Source organism: Xenophilus sp. (assembly GCF_044462705.1).
GTDB lineage: Bacteria > Pseudomonadota > Gammaproteobacteria > Burkholderiales > Burkholderiaceae_C > Xenophilus > Xenophilus azovorans.
On sequence record NZ_JBIQNC010000124.1, the window covers coordinates 1 to 15,643 of the forward strand.

The window sequence follows — 15,643 nt, forward strand, 5'->3', positions numbered from 1 at the left end:
GGCATGATCTTCGTGTTCGAGGAGCGCTCGCCGCAGTGCTTCTGGATGAAGAACACGCTGATCCCCCTGTCCGCCGCCTTCGTGGCCGACGACGGGCGCATCGTCAACATCGAGGACATGCAGCCGCAGTCCACCGACAGCCACTGCTCCAGGGAGCCGGTGCGCTACGTGCTGGAGATGAACCAGGGCTGGTTCGCCAAGAAGAACATCAAGCCGGGCTTCCGGCTGGCCGCGCCCTTCTTCGACAAGGCGCGCTGAGGCGCGGGCGTCCCAACGAAAAAAGGCCGGTCATCGACCGGCCTTTTCGCATGGGCAGGCGCCGCAGCGCGATCAGCCGAAGTTCTTCGCGGCGAAGTCCCAGTTGACCAGTTTGGCCAGGAAGGTCTCGACGAACTTGGGACGCAGGTTGCGGTAGTCGATGTAGTAGGCGTGCTCCCACACGTCGACCGTCAGCAGCGCCTTGTCGTCGGTGGTCAGCGGCGTGCCGGCGGCGCCGGTGTTGACGATGTCCACGCTGCCGTCGGGCTTCTTGACCAGCCAGGTCCAGCCGGAGCCGAAGTTGCCGACCGCCGACTTGACGAAGGCTTCCTTGAAGGCGTCGTAGCTGCCCCACTTGGCGTCGATGGCCTTGGCCAGCGCGCCGGTGGGCGTGCCGCCGCCCTGGGGCTTCATGCAGTTCCAGAAGAAGGTGTGGTTCCAGATCTGCGCCGCGTTGTTGTAGATGCCGCCGCTGGACTTCTTGACGATGTCCTCCAGCGCCATGTTCTCGAACTCGGTGCCCTTCTGCAGGTTGTTGAGGTTGGTGACGTAGGCGGCATGGTGCTTGCCGTAGTGGTATTCGAGCGTCTCCTTCGAATACTCGGGGGCCAGGGCATCCATGGCGTACGGCAGAGGGGGCAGGACGTGTTCCATCGTTGTGCTCTCGTGGGGTGGGTTGAAGGAAGAACGAATCAATGATTCTAGGAAGGATTGAATGACCCGGCGTCGGACGCAGGCGCGATGTCTGCCGGCGGCAGCGCACCGCGCACCTCTTCCACGCGCAGGCCGGCCTCGCCGTCCGCCAGGCGCGCGTGCACCCGCTGGCCGGGCTGCAACTGGCCGCTGCGCGTGAGGGCGCGGCCCTGGTCGTCGGTGAGCCATGCGTAGCCGCGCTCCAGCACCAGCGCCGGGTCCAGCAGCTGCAGGTGGCGTTCGGCGCGGGCCAGTGCGTCGCGGCGGCGGCCGAGGTCCGACGCGAAGGCCCGGGCGAGATCGTCCTGCAGCGCCTGTGCCTGCTGCGACAGGCGCGCCATCCGCGCCGCCACGCCGTGGTGCATGCGCTGCCCCAGGTGGCCGAGCAGCAGGCGCTGGCGCGCAGCCGCGCCGGAGGGCCGGCCCAGCCGCGCGGCGGCGATGTCCAGCCGCTGCGCCTGCGCGTCGAGGCGCGCCGTCACGGCGCGGCGCAGGCGCTCCTGCGCGTCGTCCAGCGCGGCCAGCCACTGCGCGCGCGGCAGCGACACCATCTCCGCCGCCGCGGTGGGCGTGGGCGCGCGCAGGTCGGCGCAGAAGTCGGCCAGCGTGACGTCCGTTTCGTGGCCGACGCCGACGATGACGGGCACCGGACTGGCCGCCACCGCCCTGGCCAGCGCCTCGTCGTTGAAGGCCCACAGGTCCTCGATCGAGCCGCCGCCGCGCACCAGCAGGATGACGTCGACCGGCGGCATCAGGGCCGCGAGGCGGCGCAGCCCCTCGATCAGTTCCGCCGGCGCGCCGGCGCCCTGCACCGCGGCCGGCGCCAGCACCACGGGGATGTGCGGCACGCGGCGCCCGAGCGCGGTCGCCACGTCGTGCAGCGCCGCCGCGCCGAGGGACGTGACCAGCCCGATGCGCCTCGGCACGGGCGGGATCGGCCGCTTGCGCGCCGCGTCGAAGAGGCCCTCGGCCTCCAGCCGCGCGCGGCGGCGCAGGAACTCCTCGAACAGCGCGCCCTGCCCCGCGCGGCGCAGGCTTTCCACCACCAGCTGCAGATCGCCGCGCGGCTCGTAGACGGCCAGGCGGCCGCGCACTTCCACCCGGTCGCCCTCGGCGGGGTCGAAGTCCAGCAGGCCCGCCGCGCGCCGGAACATGGCGCAGCGCAGCTGGCCCGCCGCGTCCTTCAGCGCGAAGTAGCAGTGCCCGCTCGCGGCCCGGGAGAAACCGGAGATCTCGCCCTCCACCGCGACCGGGTTGAAGCGGGCGGCCAGCGCGTCGGCCACGGCCCGGCACAGCGCGCCCACCGCCCACACGCGGGGCGCCGCGGCGCGGCCCTCATCCATGTCGCCGCCCGTCCGCCGGGCCCGCCGGGTCGTCCACATGGCGCCGCCACCGCGGCGCACGGGGTGTGCAACGCGCCGCGCAGCCGCACGGTGTCGTGCAAGCCCTTGATTCGCAAGAGAAAACCACTGCCCAAAAATCGTTCGATCTGTTGCAGGCCCCGGCCGATGCGGCCTGCGGACGGTTGCCAACGGGGTTAGTCACAAAGTTGTCCACAGAATCTGTGAGCGAAGTCCGACAGCTTGCCGGCCGCATTTCACGCTCGAGGGCTCGGTCATAATCGCCGCCATTTCGCGGGGCCCCGGGCCCGGAGGAACCTCTTGCTTTCGATCATAGTTGCCGCAGGTTGGCCGATCTGGCCGCTGCTCCTGTGCTCCGTGCTGGCCCTTGCGCTGGTCATCGAGCGCTTCGTGAGCCTGAAGACCGCCAAGGTCCTGCCCCCCAAGCTGCTGGACGAGGCCATCGCCGCATCGCAGGGCGGCGTACCCGGCCCGGACGTGGTGACGCGCCTGGAGCAGAGCTCGGCCCTCGGCGAGGTGCTGGCCGCGGGCTTCCGCACCATGAACACCCATCCGCGCAGCACAGAGGAAGACGTGCGCGTGGCCATGGAGGCCAGGGGCCGCGCCGTGGCGCACAAGCTGGAGCGCTACCTGCCCGCGCTGGCCACCATCGCCTCGGCCGCCCCGCTGCTGGGACTGCTGGGCACGGTGATCGGCATGATCGAGATCTTCGGCTCGCAGTCGCCCGCCAGCGGCGGCGTGGGCAGCGGCAACCCGGCGCAACTGGCGCACGGCATCTCGGTCGCGCTCTACAACACGGCCTTCGGCCTGATCATCGCCATCCCGGCGCTGATCTTCTGGCGCTACTTCCGCACCCGCGTGGACGAGTACCTGCTGAACCTGGAACTGGCGGGCGAGCGCTTCGCCCGCCACCTGGCCACGCTGCGCAGCGGCAAGTGAGCCGCGCCGCCGCCGCACCGAAAGCCCCGCGATGAGCCGCATGCACTTCCGCCACGGCAGCGACGAGGAGCCGGAGATCAACCTGATCCCGTTCATCGACGTGCTGCTGGTGATCCTCATCTTCCTGATGCTGTCGACCACCTACAGCAAGTTCACCGAGATGGAAGTGCGCCTGCCGGTGGCCGACGCCGAGCCGCAGCGCGACCGGCCACGCGAGATCGTCGTGGCGGTGGGCGCCGACGGCCGCTTCGCGGTGGGCAAGACGGTGCTGCCCGAGCGCAGCGTCGACGCCGTCACCGCCGCGCTGCAGGCCGCCGCGGGCGATCGGCGCGACGGTGTCGTCGTCATCAGCGCCGACGCCGCCGCCGCCCACCAGTCGGTGATCACCGTGATGGAGGCCGCACGCCGCAGCGGCCTGATGCAGATCACCTTCGCCACCCAGCCCACCGCGCAGGCTGCGCGCTGAGCCCGCGCGCACTGGAGCAGCCCATGGGCCTGCAGCGCGCCTGGACCCGCCGCGGCCCGCTGGCCTGCCTGCTGTGGCCGCTCTCGCTGCCGTTCGGCCTGCTGGCCGCGCTGCGCCGCGCCGCCTACGCGCGCGGCTGGCTGCGCTCGCAGCGGGTGGCCGTGCCGGTGGTGGTGGTCGGCAACGTGGTGGCCGGCGGCGCGGGCAAGACGCCGGTGGTCATCGCCGTCGTGCGCCACCTGCAGTCGCGCGGCTGGCGCGTGGGCGTGGTCTCGCGCGGCCACGGGCGCCGCACCGACGACGGCCGGCCCGTCATCGCAACGAGCGACCCGCGCGACGTCGGCGACGAGCCCTTGCTGATCCACCAGGCCACCGGCGCACCCATGCAGGTCGACCGCGACCGCGTCGCTGCCGCCCGCACCCTGCTCGCGCGCGAGCCCGGACTGCAGCTGATCGTCAGCGACGACGGCCTGCAGCACCTGGCCCTGCAGCGCGACGTGGAGATCTGCGTCTTCGACGACCGCGGCATCGGCAACGGCTGGCTGCTGCCGGCGGGGACGCTGCGCGAGCCCTGGCCGCGCCGCTGCGACATCGTGGTCCACACCGGGCGGCAGCCCGCCTTCGCCGGCTTCCACGCGCCGCGCCGGCTGGACGACCACGCCATCGGCCGCGAGGGCCGGCGCGTCCCGCTGGCCGACCTCGCCGGGCAGGGCGGCATCGTGGCCGTCGCCGGCATCGCGCAGCCGCAGCGCTTCTTCGAGATGTTGGCCGAGCGCGGCGTGCGGCCGCACGCATGCATCGCGCTGCCCGACCACCACGACTTCGACGGCTGGCAGCCGCCCGCGCACACCACCCTGCTGTGCACGGAGAAGGACGCCGCCAAGCTCTGGCGCGTCGCGCCGGACGCGCTGGCCGTGCCGCTGCTGCTCGCGCCCGAGCCTGCCTTCTTCTCTGCGCTGGACGCCCAACTATCATCCCGGCATGGACACCAAGCTGCTTGAACTGCTGGTCTGCCCCGTCACCAAGGGCCCGCTGACCTGGGACGCCGAGAAGCAGGAACTGGCCTCGCGCAGCGCGCGGCTGGCCTATCCGGTGCGCGACGGCATCCCCATCCTGCTCGAGACCGAAGCCCGGCCGATGACCGACGAAGAACTGGGCCTGTGAACGCAGCGCACACGAAGTGGCAAGCGTAGAGACCATGTCATGAGCTTCGTCGTCCTGATCCCCGCGCGGCTGGCCTCCACGCGCCTGCCCGACAAGCCGCTGGCCGACATCGGCGGCCTGCCGATGGTGGTGCGGGTGGCGCAGCGCGCGGCGCTGTCCGGCGCGCAGCGCGTTGTCGTCGCCGCCGACGACGAGCGCATCGTGCAGGCCTGCGCGGCGCACGGCGTGCAGGCGCTGCTCACCCGCCAGGACCATCCCAGCGGCAGCGACCGGCTGGCCGAGGCCTGCGCCCTGCTCGCGCTGCCCGACGACGCCATCGTCGTCAACGTGCAGGGCGACGAGCCGCTGATCGACCCGGCCCTGATCGACGCCGTGGCCGACGCCCTGGCGCGCCGGCCCGAGGCGGCGATGAGCACCGCCGTGCACGCGATCGACAGCCTGGACGACTACCTGAACCCGAACGTCGTGAAGGCCGTGACGGACGACGCCGGCATGGCGCTGTACTTCAGCCGCGCGCCCATCCCCTGGCCGCGCGATCTCGCCGCCTCGGGCACCCCCACCGGGCTGCCCTCGCCCCCGCCGCTGCGGCACATCGGCATCTACGGCTACCGCGCCGGCTTCGTGCGGCAGTTCCCCCGACTGGCGCCTTCGCCGCTGGAACGGCTGGAGTCGCTGGAACAGTTGCGCGCCCTCTGGCACGGCCACCGCATCGCCGTGCACGTCAGCGCCGCCGCGCCCGGCCCGGGCGTCGATACGCCAGCCGACCTGGAGCGCGTGCGCGCCCTGCTGGCGGGCGCCTGAACGGCCCTGCAAGCGGGCCGTCAGCCCGTGAGCGCATGCTATCCTCGACCGGTTGGCGCCCGAGGCGAGGCGCGCGCGGCACGCAGGCCCTGCGGCACCGCGGCACGAATTCCAAGAACCGTCCGAGGACACCATGAGACTCATCCTGTTGGGCGCCCCCGGGGCCGGCAAAGGCACCCAGGCGACCTTCATCTGCCAGAAATACGGCATCCCGCAGATATCCACCGGCGACATGCTGCGCGCAGCCGTCAAGGCCGGCACGCCACTGGGTCTGCAGGCCAAGACGGTGATGGAATCCGGCGGCCTGGTCAGCGACGACCTGATCATCAACCTGGTCAAGGAACGCATCGCCCAGCCCGACTGCGCCAACGGCTTCCTGTTCGACGGCTTCCCGCGCACCATCCCGCAGGCCGACGCGATGAAGGCGGCCGGCGTCAAGCTCGACTACGTGCTCGAGATCGACGTGCCCTTCGAGGACATCATCGAGCGCATGAGCGGCCGCCGCTCGCACCCGGCCTCGGGCCGCACCTACCACGTGCGCTTCAACCCGCCCAAGGTGGAAGGCAAGGACGACGCCACCGGCGAGGACCTGATCCAGCGCGACGACGACAAGGAAGAGACCGTGCGCAAGCGGCTCGACGTCTACAGCCAGCAGACGCGCCCACTGGTCGATTACTACCGGCAGTGGGCGGCACAAGACCCGGCCGGCGCGCCCCAGTACCGCGCCATCAGCGGCGTGGGCTCGGTCGACGAGATCACCCGCCGCGCCTTCGAGGCACTGGGCGGCTGAGCCTGCCCCCTTCCCACCGGCCTGCAGCCGGCGGCGCGAAGACGAAGCCACTCCCCCGCGGGGCAGTGGCTTTTCTTTTGCCGCATCGGGCCGGCTCAGCCGGCCTGCATCAGCGAGAGCATCAGCGCGATGCGCGCCTTCACCGGCGGCAGATCGACCGCCTCCGGCAATGCCTCTGCGCCCGACGCCAGCACGCGGCCGAAGGGGCAGCGCGTCGTGCGCACCACGGTCACGCCCGCCGCCTGCGCCCGCTGCGCCGCCGATTCGAGGTCCCGGTGCAGCGTCGCGTTGCCGGTGCCGGCCAGCACGAGGCCCTGCACGCCGACGGCAGGGTCCTGCGCGCGTTCACGCAGCAGCGCATCCACCAGCCGTCCGCCGGCGCCGGCGTGACTGAGCACGATCTCCACGCGCGGCCACGGCGCCTGCTCGGCGATGCGCTGCAGGAGCGCCGGCGCCGCCGGCGGCGATGCCGGCCAGCCCTGCGCCAGCGTCACGCGGCCTTCCTCGATCACGCCCAGCGGCCCGAGGTCGCCGGAGGAGAAGGCGTCGAGCCGGTAGGGGTGCACCTTCTGCACCGCCTGAGCGCCGTGGATCGTCCCCGCGCACACCGCGAGCACGCCCGCCGCCCCTGGAGTGGCCGCGACGCCGATCGCATCGCGCAGGTTCTGCGGCCCGTCGGGCGCAAGCGAAGTCGCCGGGCGCATCGCGCAGGCCAGCACCAGCGGCCGCCGCGGCGCCAGCACGCTGTGCAGGAAGAAGGCCGTCTCCTCCAGCGTGTCGGTGCCATGCGTGACGACGATGCCGGCCACGTCCTGCGCGAGCCAGTGCGCGCAGCGCAGCGCCAGCGCGCGCCAGACCCCGGCATCCATGTCCTTGCTGTCGATGTTGGCCACCTGCTCGGCCTGCAGGGCCACGCCCGGCACCTCGATGCCGGCCAGCAGCTCGTCCACGCCGACCTCGCCGGCGCGGTAGCCGAGGTTGTCGCCCTGCACGGCGGCCCGGCCGGCGATGGTGCCGCCAGTGCCCAGCACGACGACCTTCGCCGACCCCGGCGGTGATGCGATGCACTTGTCAATCATGAGAAACTGGTTAAAAATACAGTTACTGGATGCGCAATCAGTGTCCGGCCTGCCCCGGTCATCCGCGTTCTTGCAAGGAGTCGTCCGATGCTCAACCTGCCCGCCTCGCCCTTCGCCGTCAAGCTTACCGCCCGGCAACAGCAGATCCTGGACCTGATCCGCAGTGTCATGGCGCGCACCGGCGCGCCGCCCACGCGCGCCGAGATCGCCGCCGAACTGGGCTTCAAGTCCGCCAACGCGGCCGAGGAGCACCTGCAGGCACTGGCACGCAAGGGCGTCATCGAGCTGGTCAGCGGCACCTCGCGCGGCATCCGCCTGAAGGGCGATGCGCTGCGCGCCCTGGGCGAGTCGCGCACGAGCCAGATGTCGCTCGCCCTGCCCGGCATCGCCCAGCTCGCGCTGCCGCTCATCGGCCGCGTCGCGGCCGGCTCGCCCATCCTGGCGCAGGAGCACGTCGACCAGACCTACTACGTCGAGAACACCCTGTTCCAGCACAAGCCCGACTACCTGCTCAAGGTGCGCGGCATGTCGATGCGCGACGCCGGCATCATGGACGGCGACCTGCTCGCCGTGCAGGCCACCAGGGAGGCGCGCAACGGCCAGATCATCGTGGCGCGCCTGGGCGAGGAAGTCACGGTCAAGCGGCTCAAGCGCACCCGCGACGCAATCGAGCTGCACGCCGAGAACCCCGACTACCCCACCATCGTGGTGCAGCCCGGCGAGCCCTTCGAGATCGAGGGCCTGGCCGTCGGCCTGATCCGCAACACGATGCTGATGTAGCACCCGCACCGATTCCGGGCCGTGCCAGGTGGCGGGCGTATGGCTGCTCTTGCAGGCCATCACCCTGGCGCGGCCTTCCACCGACGAATCCTGCCTGTGTTCAACCTTCCCTCAGGAGTTCACATGGGAATCGCATTGCTCACCCTGGCCGACCTGTTCGTGCCCTTCCAGTCCATCGCCGGCCGCTGGATGGAGAGCCGGCACCGCCGCCGCCACGCGCTGCGCTACGTGGCCGTGCGGCCGGCCTGCGGCCTGCACGGCAGCGCCGCGGCGCAGCAGGCCATCCGGCCGGCCAGGCCGCTCAAGATCACCCGGCTGGTCGAACGCGGCCAGCAAGGCCGCCCGGCCGCAGGCGGCGTGGTCATCTCCGGCCGCATGGACGAGGTCTGCGCCGAGCTGGAGCGGCTGGCCGCGCTGGAGGCAGCCGGGTCGCCGCTCACGCACTGACGCCGGCAGCTGGGGCGCCCGCACTAAGGCGGCGCGCCGGCACCACGCCCTTCCAAGGGCACTCTGGAGCCCCGGCGGCCCCGATGCGCGGGCATGCGCAAGGCACAATGGAAACCCATGAACATTGTGATCCTTGACGACTACCAGGACGCGGTGCGCAAGCTGCGATGCGCCTCCAAGCTCGACGCCTACGCAGCCAAGGTCTACACCAACACGGTCAAGGGGATCGGCCAGCTCTCGGTGCGCCTGAAGGACGCCGACGTGATCGTGCTGGTCCGCGAGCGCACGCAGATCACGCGCCAACTGGTGGAAAAGCTGCCCCGCCTGCGACTGATCTCGCAGACCGGCCGCGCCGGCGCGCACATCGACGTCAACGCCTGCACCGAGTTCGGCGTGGCGGTGGCCGAGGGCTCCGGCTCGCCGCAGGCCCCGGCCGAGCTGACCTGGGCGCTGATCATGGCGGCCATGCGCCGCCTGCCGCAGTACATCAGCAACCTCAAGCACGGGGCGTGGCAGCAGTCGGGGCTGAAGTCGGCCTCCATGCCGCCCAACTTCGGGCTGGGCATGGTGCTCAAGGGCAAGACGCTGGGCGTCTGGGGCTACGGGCGCATCGGCCAGCTGGTGGCGCGCTACGGGCAGGCCTTCGGCATGCAGGTCATCGTCTGGGGCCGCGAGGCGAGCTGCGAACGCGCCCGCTCCGACGGCTTCCAGATCGCACCCAGCCGCGAGGCGCTGTTCGAGAACGCGGACGTGCTGTCGGTGCACCTGCGCCTGGCCGAGGACACGCGCGGCATCGTCCGGCTGGAGGACCTGATGCGCATGAAGCCGACGGCCCTGTTCGTCAACACCTCGCGCGCCGAGCTGGTCGAGGCCGACGCCCTGCTGGCGGCGCTCAACCGCGGCCGTCCGGGCATGGCGGCGGTGGACGTGTTCGAGAGCGAGCCGCCGCTGCAGGGCCACGCGCTGCTGCGCCTGGAGAACTGCATCTGCACGCCGCACATCGGCTACGTGGAGCAGGAAAGCTACGAGATGTATTTCGGCCAGGCCTTCGACAACGTGGTCAGCTTCATCAAGGGCAACCCCACCAACATCGTCAACCCCGGCGCGCTGCAGGTCCGCCGGTGAGTTCCCACGCCGGCGACGGCGCACGCGCCGCGCGCGCTGCGCAGTGGGCGCTGCTGGCCGGCAATTTCGTCATCGGCACCGGCGTGATGATCGTCGCCGGCACGCTCAACGAGATCAGCCGCGCCTTCCGGGTCGAGCCCGCCGTCGCTGGGCAGCTCATCACGGCCGCCGCGGCCGTCATGTGCATCGGTGCGCCGCTGCTGGCCAGCGCCGTCGCGCGATGGGACCGCCGCGTGCTGCTGACGCTCTCCCTGCTCTGGTATGCCGCCGGGCACCTCGCCGCGCTGGCGGTGACGGGGCTCGGCGAGCTGATGGCATTGCGGATGCTGACGGTGATCGCGCCCGCCGTCTTCACGCCGCAGGCCGCGGCCTGCATCGGCCAGCTGGTGCCGGCCACCGAGCGCGGCCGGGCGGTGACCTTCATCTTCCTGGGCTGGTCGCTCGCCTCGGTGGCGGGCCTGCCGCTGGGCGCCTTCGTCGGCGGTCGCTTCGGCTGGCAGGCGGCCTTCGTTGCCGTGGCAGCCGGCGCGGTGCTGGCGGCCGCGTGGGTCTGGCGCACGCTGCCTCCGGGCGTGCGGCCGGCGCCGATGTCGCGCCGCGCCTGGGGCGAGGTGGCGCGCCACCGGCTGCTGCCGGGCGTGATCGCGGTGACGGTGCTGCAGGCGGCGGGGCAGTTCGTCGTCTTCAGCTTCTTCGCGCCCCTGCTGCGCCGCCACCTCGGCGCGGACGCGCTGCAGCTCGGCCTGGTCTGGGCCTGGTTCGGCGCCTTCGGCCTGCTCGGCAACGTGCTGGCCAGCCGCCTGGTCGACCGGCTGGGCACCGGGCGCGTGGTGCTGGCCACCACGGCCTGCATGGCCACGAGCCTGCTGTGCTGGCCGCTCGGGCTGGCGGGCGGATGGCTGGCGCTGGCGGCGGTGCTGCTGCCGTGGGGCCTGGGCTGTTTCGCGGCCAACTCGGCCCAGCAGGCGCGGCTGGTGGCGCTGGCTCCTGCGCTGGCGGCAGGGTCGGTGGCGCTCAACAGCTCCGCCATGTACGCCGGCCAGGCGGCCGGCACGGCCGTCGGCGGCTGGCTGATGGCGCGCGGCGCCGACGCGTGGATGAACTGGGCCGGCGTGCTGCTGCTGCTCGGCGCGCTGGGGCTCAGCGCCCTGCTCGACCGGCGGGCGGGGCCGCACCGCTGACGCGGGCCGGCATGTGCCCGGTCAGCGCCGGCGGGTGACGCCGGGTTCGATGCCGGACTCCACCCGCGGATCGAACAGATCGATGTCCGCCGACGGGCTGTCCGCCGCAGCGTCCCGTGCGCGCAGCGCCTGCGGCAGCGTCTCGACGGACGGCGCCTGGAGTTCGTCCAGGTCGAAGTCCAGCGTGGCCGTCAGCGGGTGCGGCGGCCGCGTCGGCGAGAAGTCCCGCGGCCGCTCGAACAGCAGGGTGTCCCGCTGCGACAGCGGATCGTCCAGCGGGGCCGGCTGGGTCGACAGGGCCATCGGCAGGGTGCTTTCGCGCTGGTGGTGCCGCGTGAGCGTCTCGTAGACGCTCACGCGCGGCGCATCGGCCTGCGCCGGCGGCTCCTGGGCCATCGCGTAGAGCATCAGCAGTTCGCGGTAGGCGGCCAGGTCGAAGGGTGCGGCGCCCTCCTCGCCGGGCTTGCGCATCAGCAGCTCCTCGATCACCGGCAGCGACTCGGGGCCGGGCCAGTGTTCCTCGATGCGGCGCAGCACCTCGTCGTAGTGGTCGAGCGGGCGCCCCTGTTCCTGGAACTCGTCGAAGGCCGGCACCCGCACGTTCAGCGCCTGCTGGCACTGGCGGCGCACGCGCTCGTAGTCGAGCATGCGGCCGAGCGAATGGAAGATGCGCAGCAGCTCCAGGTAGGCCAGCGCGCTGGTGTCGGGATGCATGGCGACGTACTCGGACAGCGCCTCGATCGCCTGCTCGTGCTGCCCGAGCGAGAGGAAGAATTCCGCCTGCTGCTGCACGTCGAACAGTTCCTCGGTGTTGACCGAGCGCGAGGTGGGAAGCTGCCCCGGCATGGTGGCGTGGAAGTCCTCGCCGGCGGCATGCCGGGCCTGGACGTCCGCGTCGGCAGCGCCGTCGTCCTCTTCCTCGTCCACGGCCACCGCCGCGGCGCCCAGCGTCCGCATCGCCGGCGACGATCCCGGCTCGTGCGTCTTGACTGCCTCGCCGGTGTCCGGGCCCGGCAGTGTGTCCGGGTCGCCCACCGTGGCGGCGAAGCGGCCCTTGCGGGCGGAGCCACCCCCGGCCGCACGCGGCTCCACCCAGATCGGCTCGTGGTCTCGGCGTGAGAGGCGCCAGAGCATCGCGACCGCCAGCAGCGCCAGGGCCAGCAGCCCGGCCAGGACGTACACCAGCGGGTTGCTGTAGCGGCTCTCGCGCGCGGCCGCGAGTTCGCGCCGCAGTTCGAGCAGGGTCTGCTCGTTGCGCGCGGTCTGCTCGCGCAGTTCGGCCAGCGCCTTTTCCAGCATCACCGTGCGTTCGGCCTCGCGCACGGCCGCCTCGGACGGCGAGGCGGCCTCGGCCGGCGGACTGGACGGCGACGCGGCAGCCACGCCAGCGTCACCGGCCGGCGCAGGAGCGGCCCCGGACGCAGCTGCGGACGCGCCGCCGGCGACGCCCGCCGCAGCCGCCGGCGCGGCCTGCGCGGCGGCAACCGGGCGCGGCGCCAGCGGCTCCAGCGCATCCACCTGCAGGCGACCGCCACCACCGCTCGGCGCCTCGGCGGCGGCGCTGGCCGCAGGCGCGGGCCGCGGCTTCGGCGCCACGGCCCGCCTTGCGGCACTGCGCGTGCTGCCGGACGCCACGGCTGCTGTCGCCCGTCTCGGGCGCGGCGCGGACGCCTGCGCCCCGCCGCTGCCCTCCGGCGCGCGCCGGACCCGGTTCGCGCGCACCGCCGGCCGGGTCGATGCGACGGCGGACGACACCTCGCCGGCCGCGCGTTCCGCAACAGCACCCGGCACGACAGGCGGCGTCGCCTCGACCGGCGGCGGATCCGCCAGCAGCACATAGCTGCGCGTGGACGTGGCGGCGCAGCCCGCGCGCACCGTCATCGTCAGGATGGGCTCCTCCACCGGCCGCGTGGTGCGCACGCGCAGCAGCGGCGCGCCCGGCTGGCTGCCCGGTTCCAGCGACACCGTCACGCGGCCCGGGTCCATGGCCGCCTCGCCCTGCACCACCTCCACGCTCGGGCACAGCGAGCCGCCCGCCTCCGCCGCATCCAGCCGCAGCGGGATCGCCACGTCCAGCGCCTTGCCGATCCACGCGGTGCCCCGGGGAGGCCCGAGCGTCAACGCCCAGGCAGGCACCACGAACCCGAGTACAAACAGGGTCGCCGCAGCGTGACGGAATCGCACAATGGGTGCCGTTCGAAGGAAGTCAAAAGTTGACACATTTTGACACTCCTAACCCGCCAGTCCAACTTCTGAATACTTTTTGAGCATGATTGTGAATTTTTCGCGACTCGCCGTCGTCGGGACGGGAGCGATGGGCCGGGGCATCGCCCAGATCGCCGCGCAGGCCGGCAGCGAGGTGCGCCTGCTCGACGCCGCCCCCGGCGCGGCCTCGCAGGCCGCCGACGCCATCCGCGCCCAATGGCAGCGCCTGGCGGACAAGGGCCGGCTGACGCCCGAACAGGTGGCCGGTTTCGCGGCCCGCCTGAAGCCGGTGGGATCGGCCGCGGAACTGGCCGGCTGCGACCTGGTGATCGAGGCCATCGTCGAGCGGCTCGACGCCAAGCGCGCGCTCTTCGCCGAACTCGAACGGACCCTGGGCACCGACACGGTGCTGGCGAGCAACACCTCCTCCCTGTCCGTGACCGCCATCGCCGCCGGCCTGGCACATCCGCAGCGCGTGGCGGGCTTCCACTTCTTCAATCCGGTGCCGCTGATGAAGGTGGTGGAGGTGGTGTCGGGCTTCCGCACCGACCCGGCCGTGTGCGCCCGCCTGCGCGAGTACGCGGCGCAGATGGGCCACCGCGCCGTGCAGGCGCAGGACACGCCCGGCTTCATCGTCAACCATGCCGGCCGCGCCTACGGCACCGAGGCCCTGCGCATCGCCGGCGAAGGCGTGGCCGACTTCGCCACCATCGACCGCGTGCTCACGGACCAGGCGGGCTTTCGCCTCGGCCCCTTCGAGCTGCTGGACCTCACCGGGCTGGACGTCTCGCATCCGGTGATGGAGTCGATCTACCACCAGTACTACGAGGAGCCGCGCTACCGGCCGAGCGTGATCGCCGCGCAGCGCGTGGCCGCCGGCGTGCTGGGCCGCAAGAGCGGCGAAGGCTTCTACCGCTACGTGGACGGCGTGGCGCAGCGGCCGCCCGAGCCGACGGTGCCTGCACCCGCCACGCTGCCGCCGGTGTGGGTGCCGGCGCGCGCCACGCGGCGCGCCGAGCTGCTGCGCCTCGTGCACGGCCTGGGCGCCACGCTGGAAAGCGGAGCGGCACCGTCCGCGGGCGCGCTCATCGTGGTCGCGCCGCTGGGCTTCGACGTCACCACCGTCGCCGCCGTCGAGCGGCTGGACCCGACGCGCACGGTGGGCATCGACATGCTGGTCGACGACGTCGCGACCAGGCGCCGCGTGCTCGCCACCAACCCCGCCACCCGGCCCGACATGCGCGACGCGGCGCACGCCCTGTTCGCCCGCGACGGCAAGGCCGTGAGCGTGATCCGCGACAGCGGCGGCTTCATCACCCAGCGCGTAGTCGCCAGCATCGTCAACATCGCGGCCGACATCTGCCAGCAGCGCATTTGCACGCCGGCCAACCTGGAGACGGCCGTGACGCTCGGCCTGGGCTACCCGCAGGGCCCGCTGGCGATGGGCGACCTGTACGGCCCCACCAGCATCCTGGAAGTGCTGTTCAACCTGCAGACCGTCTACGGCGATCCGCGCTACCGCCCCAGCCCCTGGCTGCGCCGGCGCGGCGCGCTCGGCCTGAGCCTGAAGCATGAGGATGAATGAACATGGCGGCTGAACTCAAGAGCACGACCGAAGGCAGCACCATGGTGCTGACGCTGTCGAACCCCGGCCAGCGCAACGCGCTGGGCCCCGAGATCTACGCCGCCGGCGTGGAGGCGCTGGAAGGCGCGGAGAACAGCCCCGAGGTGCGCTGCGTCGTCATCACCGGCGAAGGCGAGTGGTTCTGCGCCGGCGGCTCGCTGCCGCGGCTGGCCGCCAACCGCCAGCGCGAACCGCAGGCGCAGGCCGACAGCATCGACGCGCTGCACGGCTGGATCGACGCGATCCGCACCTTCCCCAAGCCGGTGGTCGCGGCCGTCGAAGGCGCTGCCGCCGGCGCCGGCTTCTCGCTGGCGCTGGCCTGCGACTTCGTCGTGGCCGCGCGCGGCGCCGTGTTCGCCGCCTCGTACAGCAAGGTGGGCCTCTCGCCCGACGGCGGCCTGAGCTGGCAGCTCGGCCGCACCGTGCCGAGGCAGCTGGCCAGCGAGTGGCTGATGCTGGGCGGGCGCATCGATGCCGAACGGCTGCATGCGCTCGGCCTCGTGAACCAGCTGGCGGACGCGGGCCGCGCGCTGGAGGCCGCACTGGCGCTCGCGCAGCGGCTCGCGCAGGGCGCGCCCAACGCGCTGGCCAGCATCAAGGAACTGCTGGCCGAGGCGCCATCCACCAGCATCGACGCGCAGATGCTGCGCGAGCGCGAACACTTCGTGCGCAACCTGCACCATCCCAACGCCGGCATCGGCATCGCGGCCTTTCTCGACAAGCGCGCGCC

Annotated in this window: 17 protein-coding genes; 13 read left to right on the plus strand and 4 right to left on the minus strand. The window is 72.5% G+C overall.

The features are described 5' to 3' along the window. On the plus strand, positions 1-258 hold a 258-nt coding region (locus tag ACIY1X_RS17395), incomplete at its 5' end, for a DUF192 domain-containing protein (RefSeq protein WP_399682823.1). Positions 259-330: 72 nt separating this feature from the next. Here the strand turns inward: ACIY1X_RS17395 and ACIY1X_RS17400 are convergent. Then, positions 331-912, minus strand: coding sequence for a superoxide dismutase (locus ACIY1X_RS17400; RefSeq protein WP_399682825.1), 582 nt, complete (start codon positions 910-912; stop codon positions 331-333). A gap of 47 nt (positions 913-959) precedes the next feature. After that, positions 960-2,294, minus strand: a complete 1,335-nt coding sequence (xseA, locus tag ACIY1X_RS17405) for an exodeoxyribonuclease VII large subunit (RefSeq protein WP_399682828.1) — start codon at positions 2,292-2,294, stop codon at positions 960-962. 318 nt (positions 2,295-2,612) lie between these two features. On the opposite strand from xseA, the gene ACIY1X_RS17410 reads away from it, so the two are divergent. The 6 genes from ACIY1X_RS17410 to adk all read left to right on the plus strand — a co-directional run bounded on the left by ACIY1X_RS17410 (position 2,613) and on the right by adk (position 6,472). Then, positions 2,613-3,251: a MotA/TolQ/ExbB proton channel family protein gene (locus tag ACIY1X_RS17410; RefSeq protein WP_038209184.1), complete on the plus strand. Its 639-nt coding sequence runs from the start codon at positions 2,613-2,615 to the stop codon at positions 3,249-3,251. A gap of 40 nt (positions 3,252-3,291) precedes the next feature. Then, positions 3,292-3,717: a biopolymer transporter ExbD gene (locus tag ACIY1X_RS17415; RefSeq protein WP_038209274.1), complete on the plus strand. Its 426-nt coding sequence runs from the start codon at positions 3,292-3,294 to the stop codon at positions 3,715-3,717. Between the two features lie 23 nt (positions 3,718-3,740). Then, a complete protein-coding gene (gene lpxK / locus ACIY1X_RS17420) occupies positions 3,741-4,718 on the plus strand; it encodes a tetraacyldisaccharide 4'-kinase (RefSeq protein ID WP_399682830.1) in 978 nt (325 codons plus the stop codon). Further along, positions 4,699-4,881, plus strand: coding sequence for a Trm112 family protein (locus tag ACIY1X_RS17425; RefSeq protein ID WP_038209189.1), 183 nt, complete (start codon positions 4,699-4,701; stop codon positions 4,879-4,881). The genes lpxK and ACIY1X_RS17425 overlap by 20 nt, the downstream gene beginning before the upstream one ends. A gap of 39 nt (positions 4,882-4,920) precedes the next feature. Continuing rightward, positions 4,921-5,682, plus strand: coding sequence for a 3-deoxy-manno-octulosonate cytidylyltransferase (gene kdsB / locus ACIY1X_RS17430; RefSeq protein ID WP_038209191.1), 762 nt, complete (start codon positions 4,921-4,923; stop codon positions 5,680-5,682). 133 nt (positions 5,683-5,815) lie between these two features. Continuing rightward, positions 5,816-6,472 carry an adenylate kinase gene (gene adk, locus ACIY1X_RS17435; protein ID WP_038209192.1) on the plus strand — a complete coding sequence of 219 codons (657 nt, stop codon included), beginning with the start codon at positions 5,816-5,818 and terminating at the stop codon, positions 6,470-6,472. A gap of 95 nt (positions 6,473-6,567) precedes the next feature. Here the strand turns inward: adk and ACIY1X_RS17440 are convergent, their stop codons facing one another. Beyond that, entirely contained in the window at positions 6,568-7,551 is a 984-nt protein-coding gene (locus ACIY1X_RS17440) for an asparaginase (RefSeq protein WP_399682833.1), read from the minus strand. Positions 7,552-7,638: 87 nt separating this feature from the next. On the opposite strand from ACIY1X_RS17440, the gene lexA reads away from it, so the two are divergent. The 4 genes from lexA to ACIY1X_RS17460 all read left to right on the plus strand — a co-directional run bounded on the left by lexA (position 7,639) and on the right by ACIY1X_RS17460 (position 11,084). After that, positions 7,639-8,331 (plus strand): transcriptional repressor LexA, encoded by a 693-nt coding sequence (gene lexA, locus ACIY1X_RS17445; protein WP_038209200.1) that lies wholly within the window; start codon positions 7,639-7,641, stop codon positions 8,329-8,331. A 123-nt stretch (positions 8,332-8,454) separates the two neighbouring features. Continuing rightward, positions 8,455-8,778 (plus strand): hypothetical protein, encoded by a 324-nt coding sequence (locus ACIY1X_RS17450; protein ID WP_399682836.1) that lies wholly within the window; start codon positions 8,455-8,457, stop codon positions 8,776-8,778. Positions 8,779-8,895: 117 nt separating this feature from the next. Beyond that, on the plus strand, positions 8,896-9,903 hold the full coding sequence (locus tag ACIY1X_RS17455) for a D-2-hydroxyacid dehydrogenase family protein (protein WP_038209204.1): 1,008 nt from the start codon (positions 8,896-8,898) through the stop codon (positions 9,901-9,903). Further along, positions 9,900-11,084, plus strand: a complete 1,185-nt coding sequence (locus ACIY1X_RS17460; RefSeq protein WP_399682839.1) for an MFS transporter — start codon at positions 9,900-9,902, stop codon at positions 11,082-11,084. Before ACIY1X_RS17455 ends, ACIY1X_RS17460 begins: the two co-directional genes overlap by 4 nt. Before the next feature lie 21 nt (positions 11,085-11,105). Here the strand turns inward: ACIY1X_RS17460 and ACIY1X_RS17465 are convergent, their stop codons facing one another. Beyond that, entirely contained in the window at positions 11,106-13,220 is a 2,115-nt protein-coding gene (locus tag ACIY1X_RS17465) for a tetratricopeptide repeat protein (protein ID WP_399682842.1), read from the minus strand. Positions 13,221-13,353: 133 nt separating this feature from the next. Here ACIY1X_RS17465 and ACIY1X_RS17470 point away from each other — a divergent pair, with 133 nt between their 5' ends. Further along, positions 13,354-14,874: a 3-hydroxyacyl-CoA dehydrogenase gene (locus ACIY1X_RS17470; RefSeq protein ID WP_399682844.1), complete on the plus strand. Its 1,521-nt coding sequence runs from the start codon at positions 13,354-13,356 to the stop codon at positions 14,872-14,874. Positions 14,875-14,876: 2 nt separating this feature from the next. After that, a partial coding sequence (locus tag ACIY1X_RS17475) for an oxepin-CoA hydrolase, alternative type (RefSeq protein ID WP_399682847.1) occupies positions 14,877-15,643 on the plus strand: 767 nt, incomplete at its 3' end.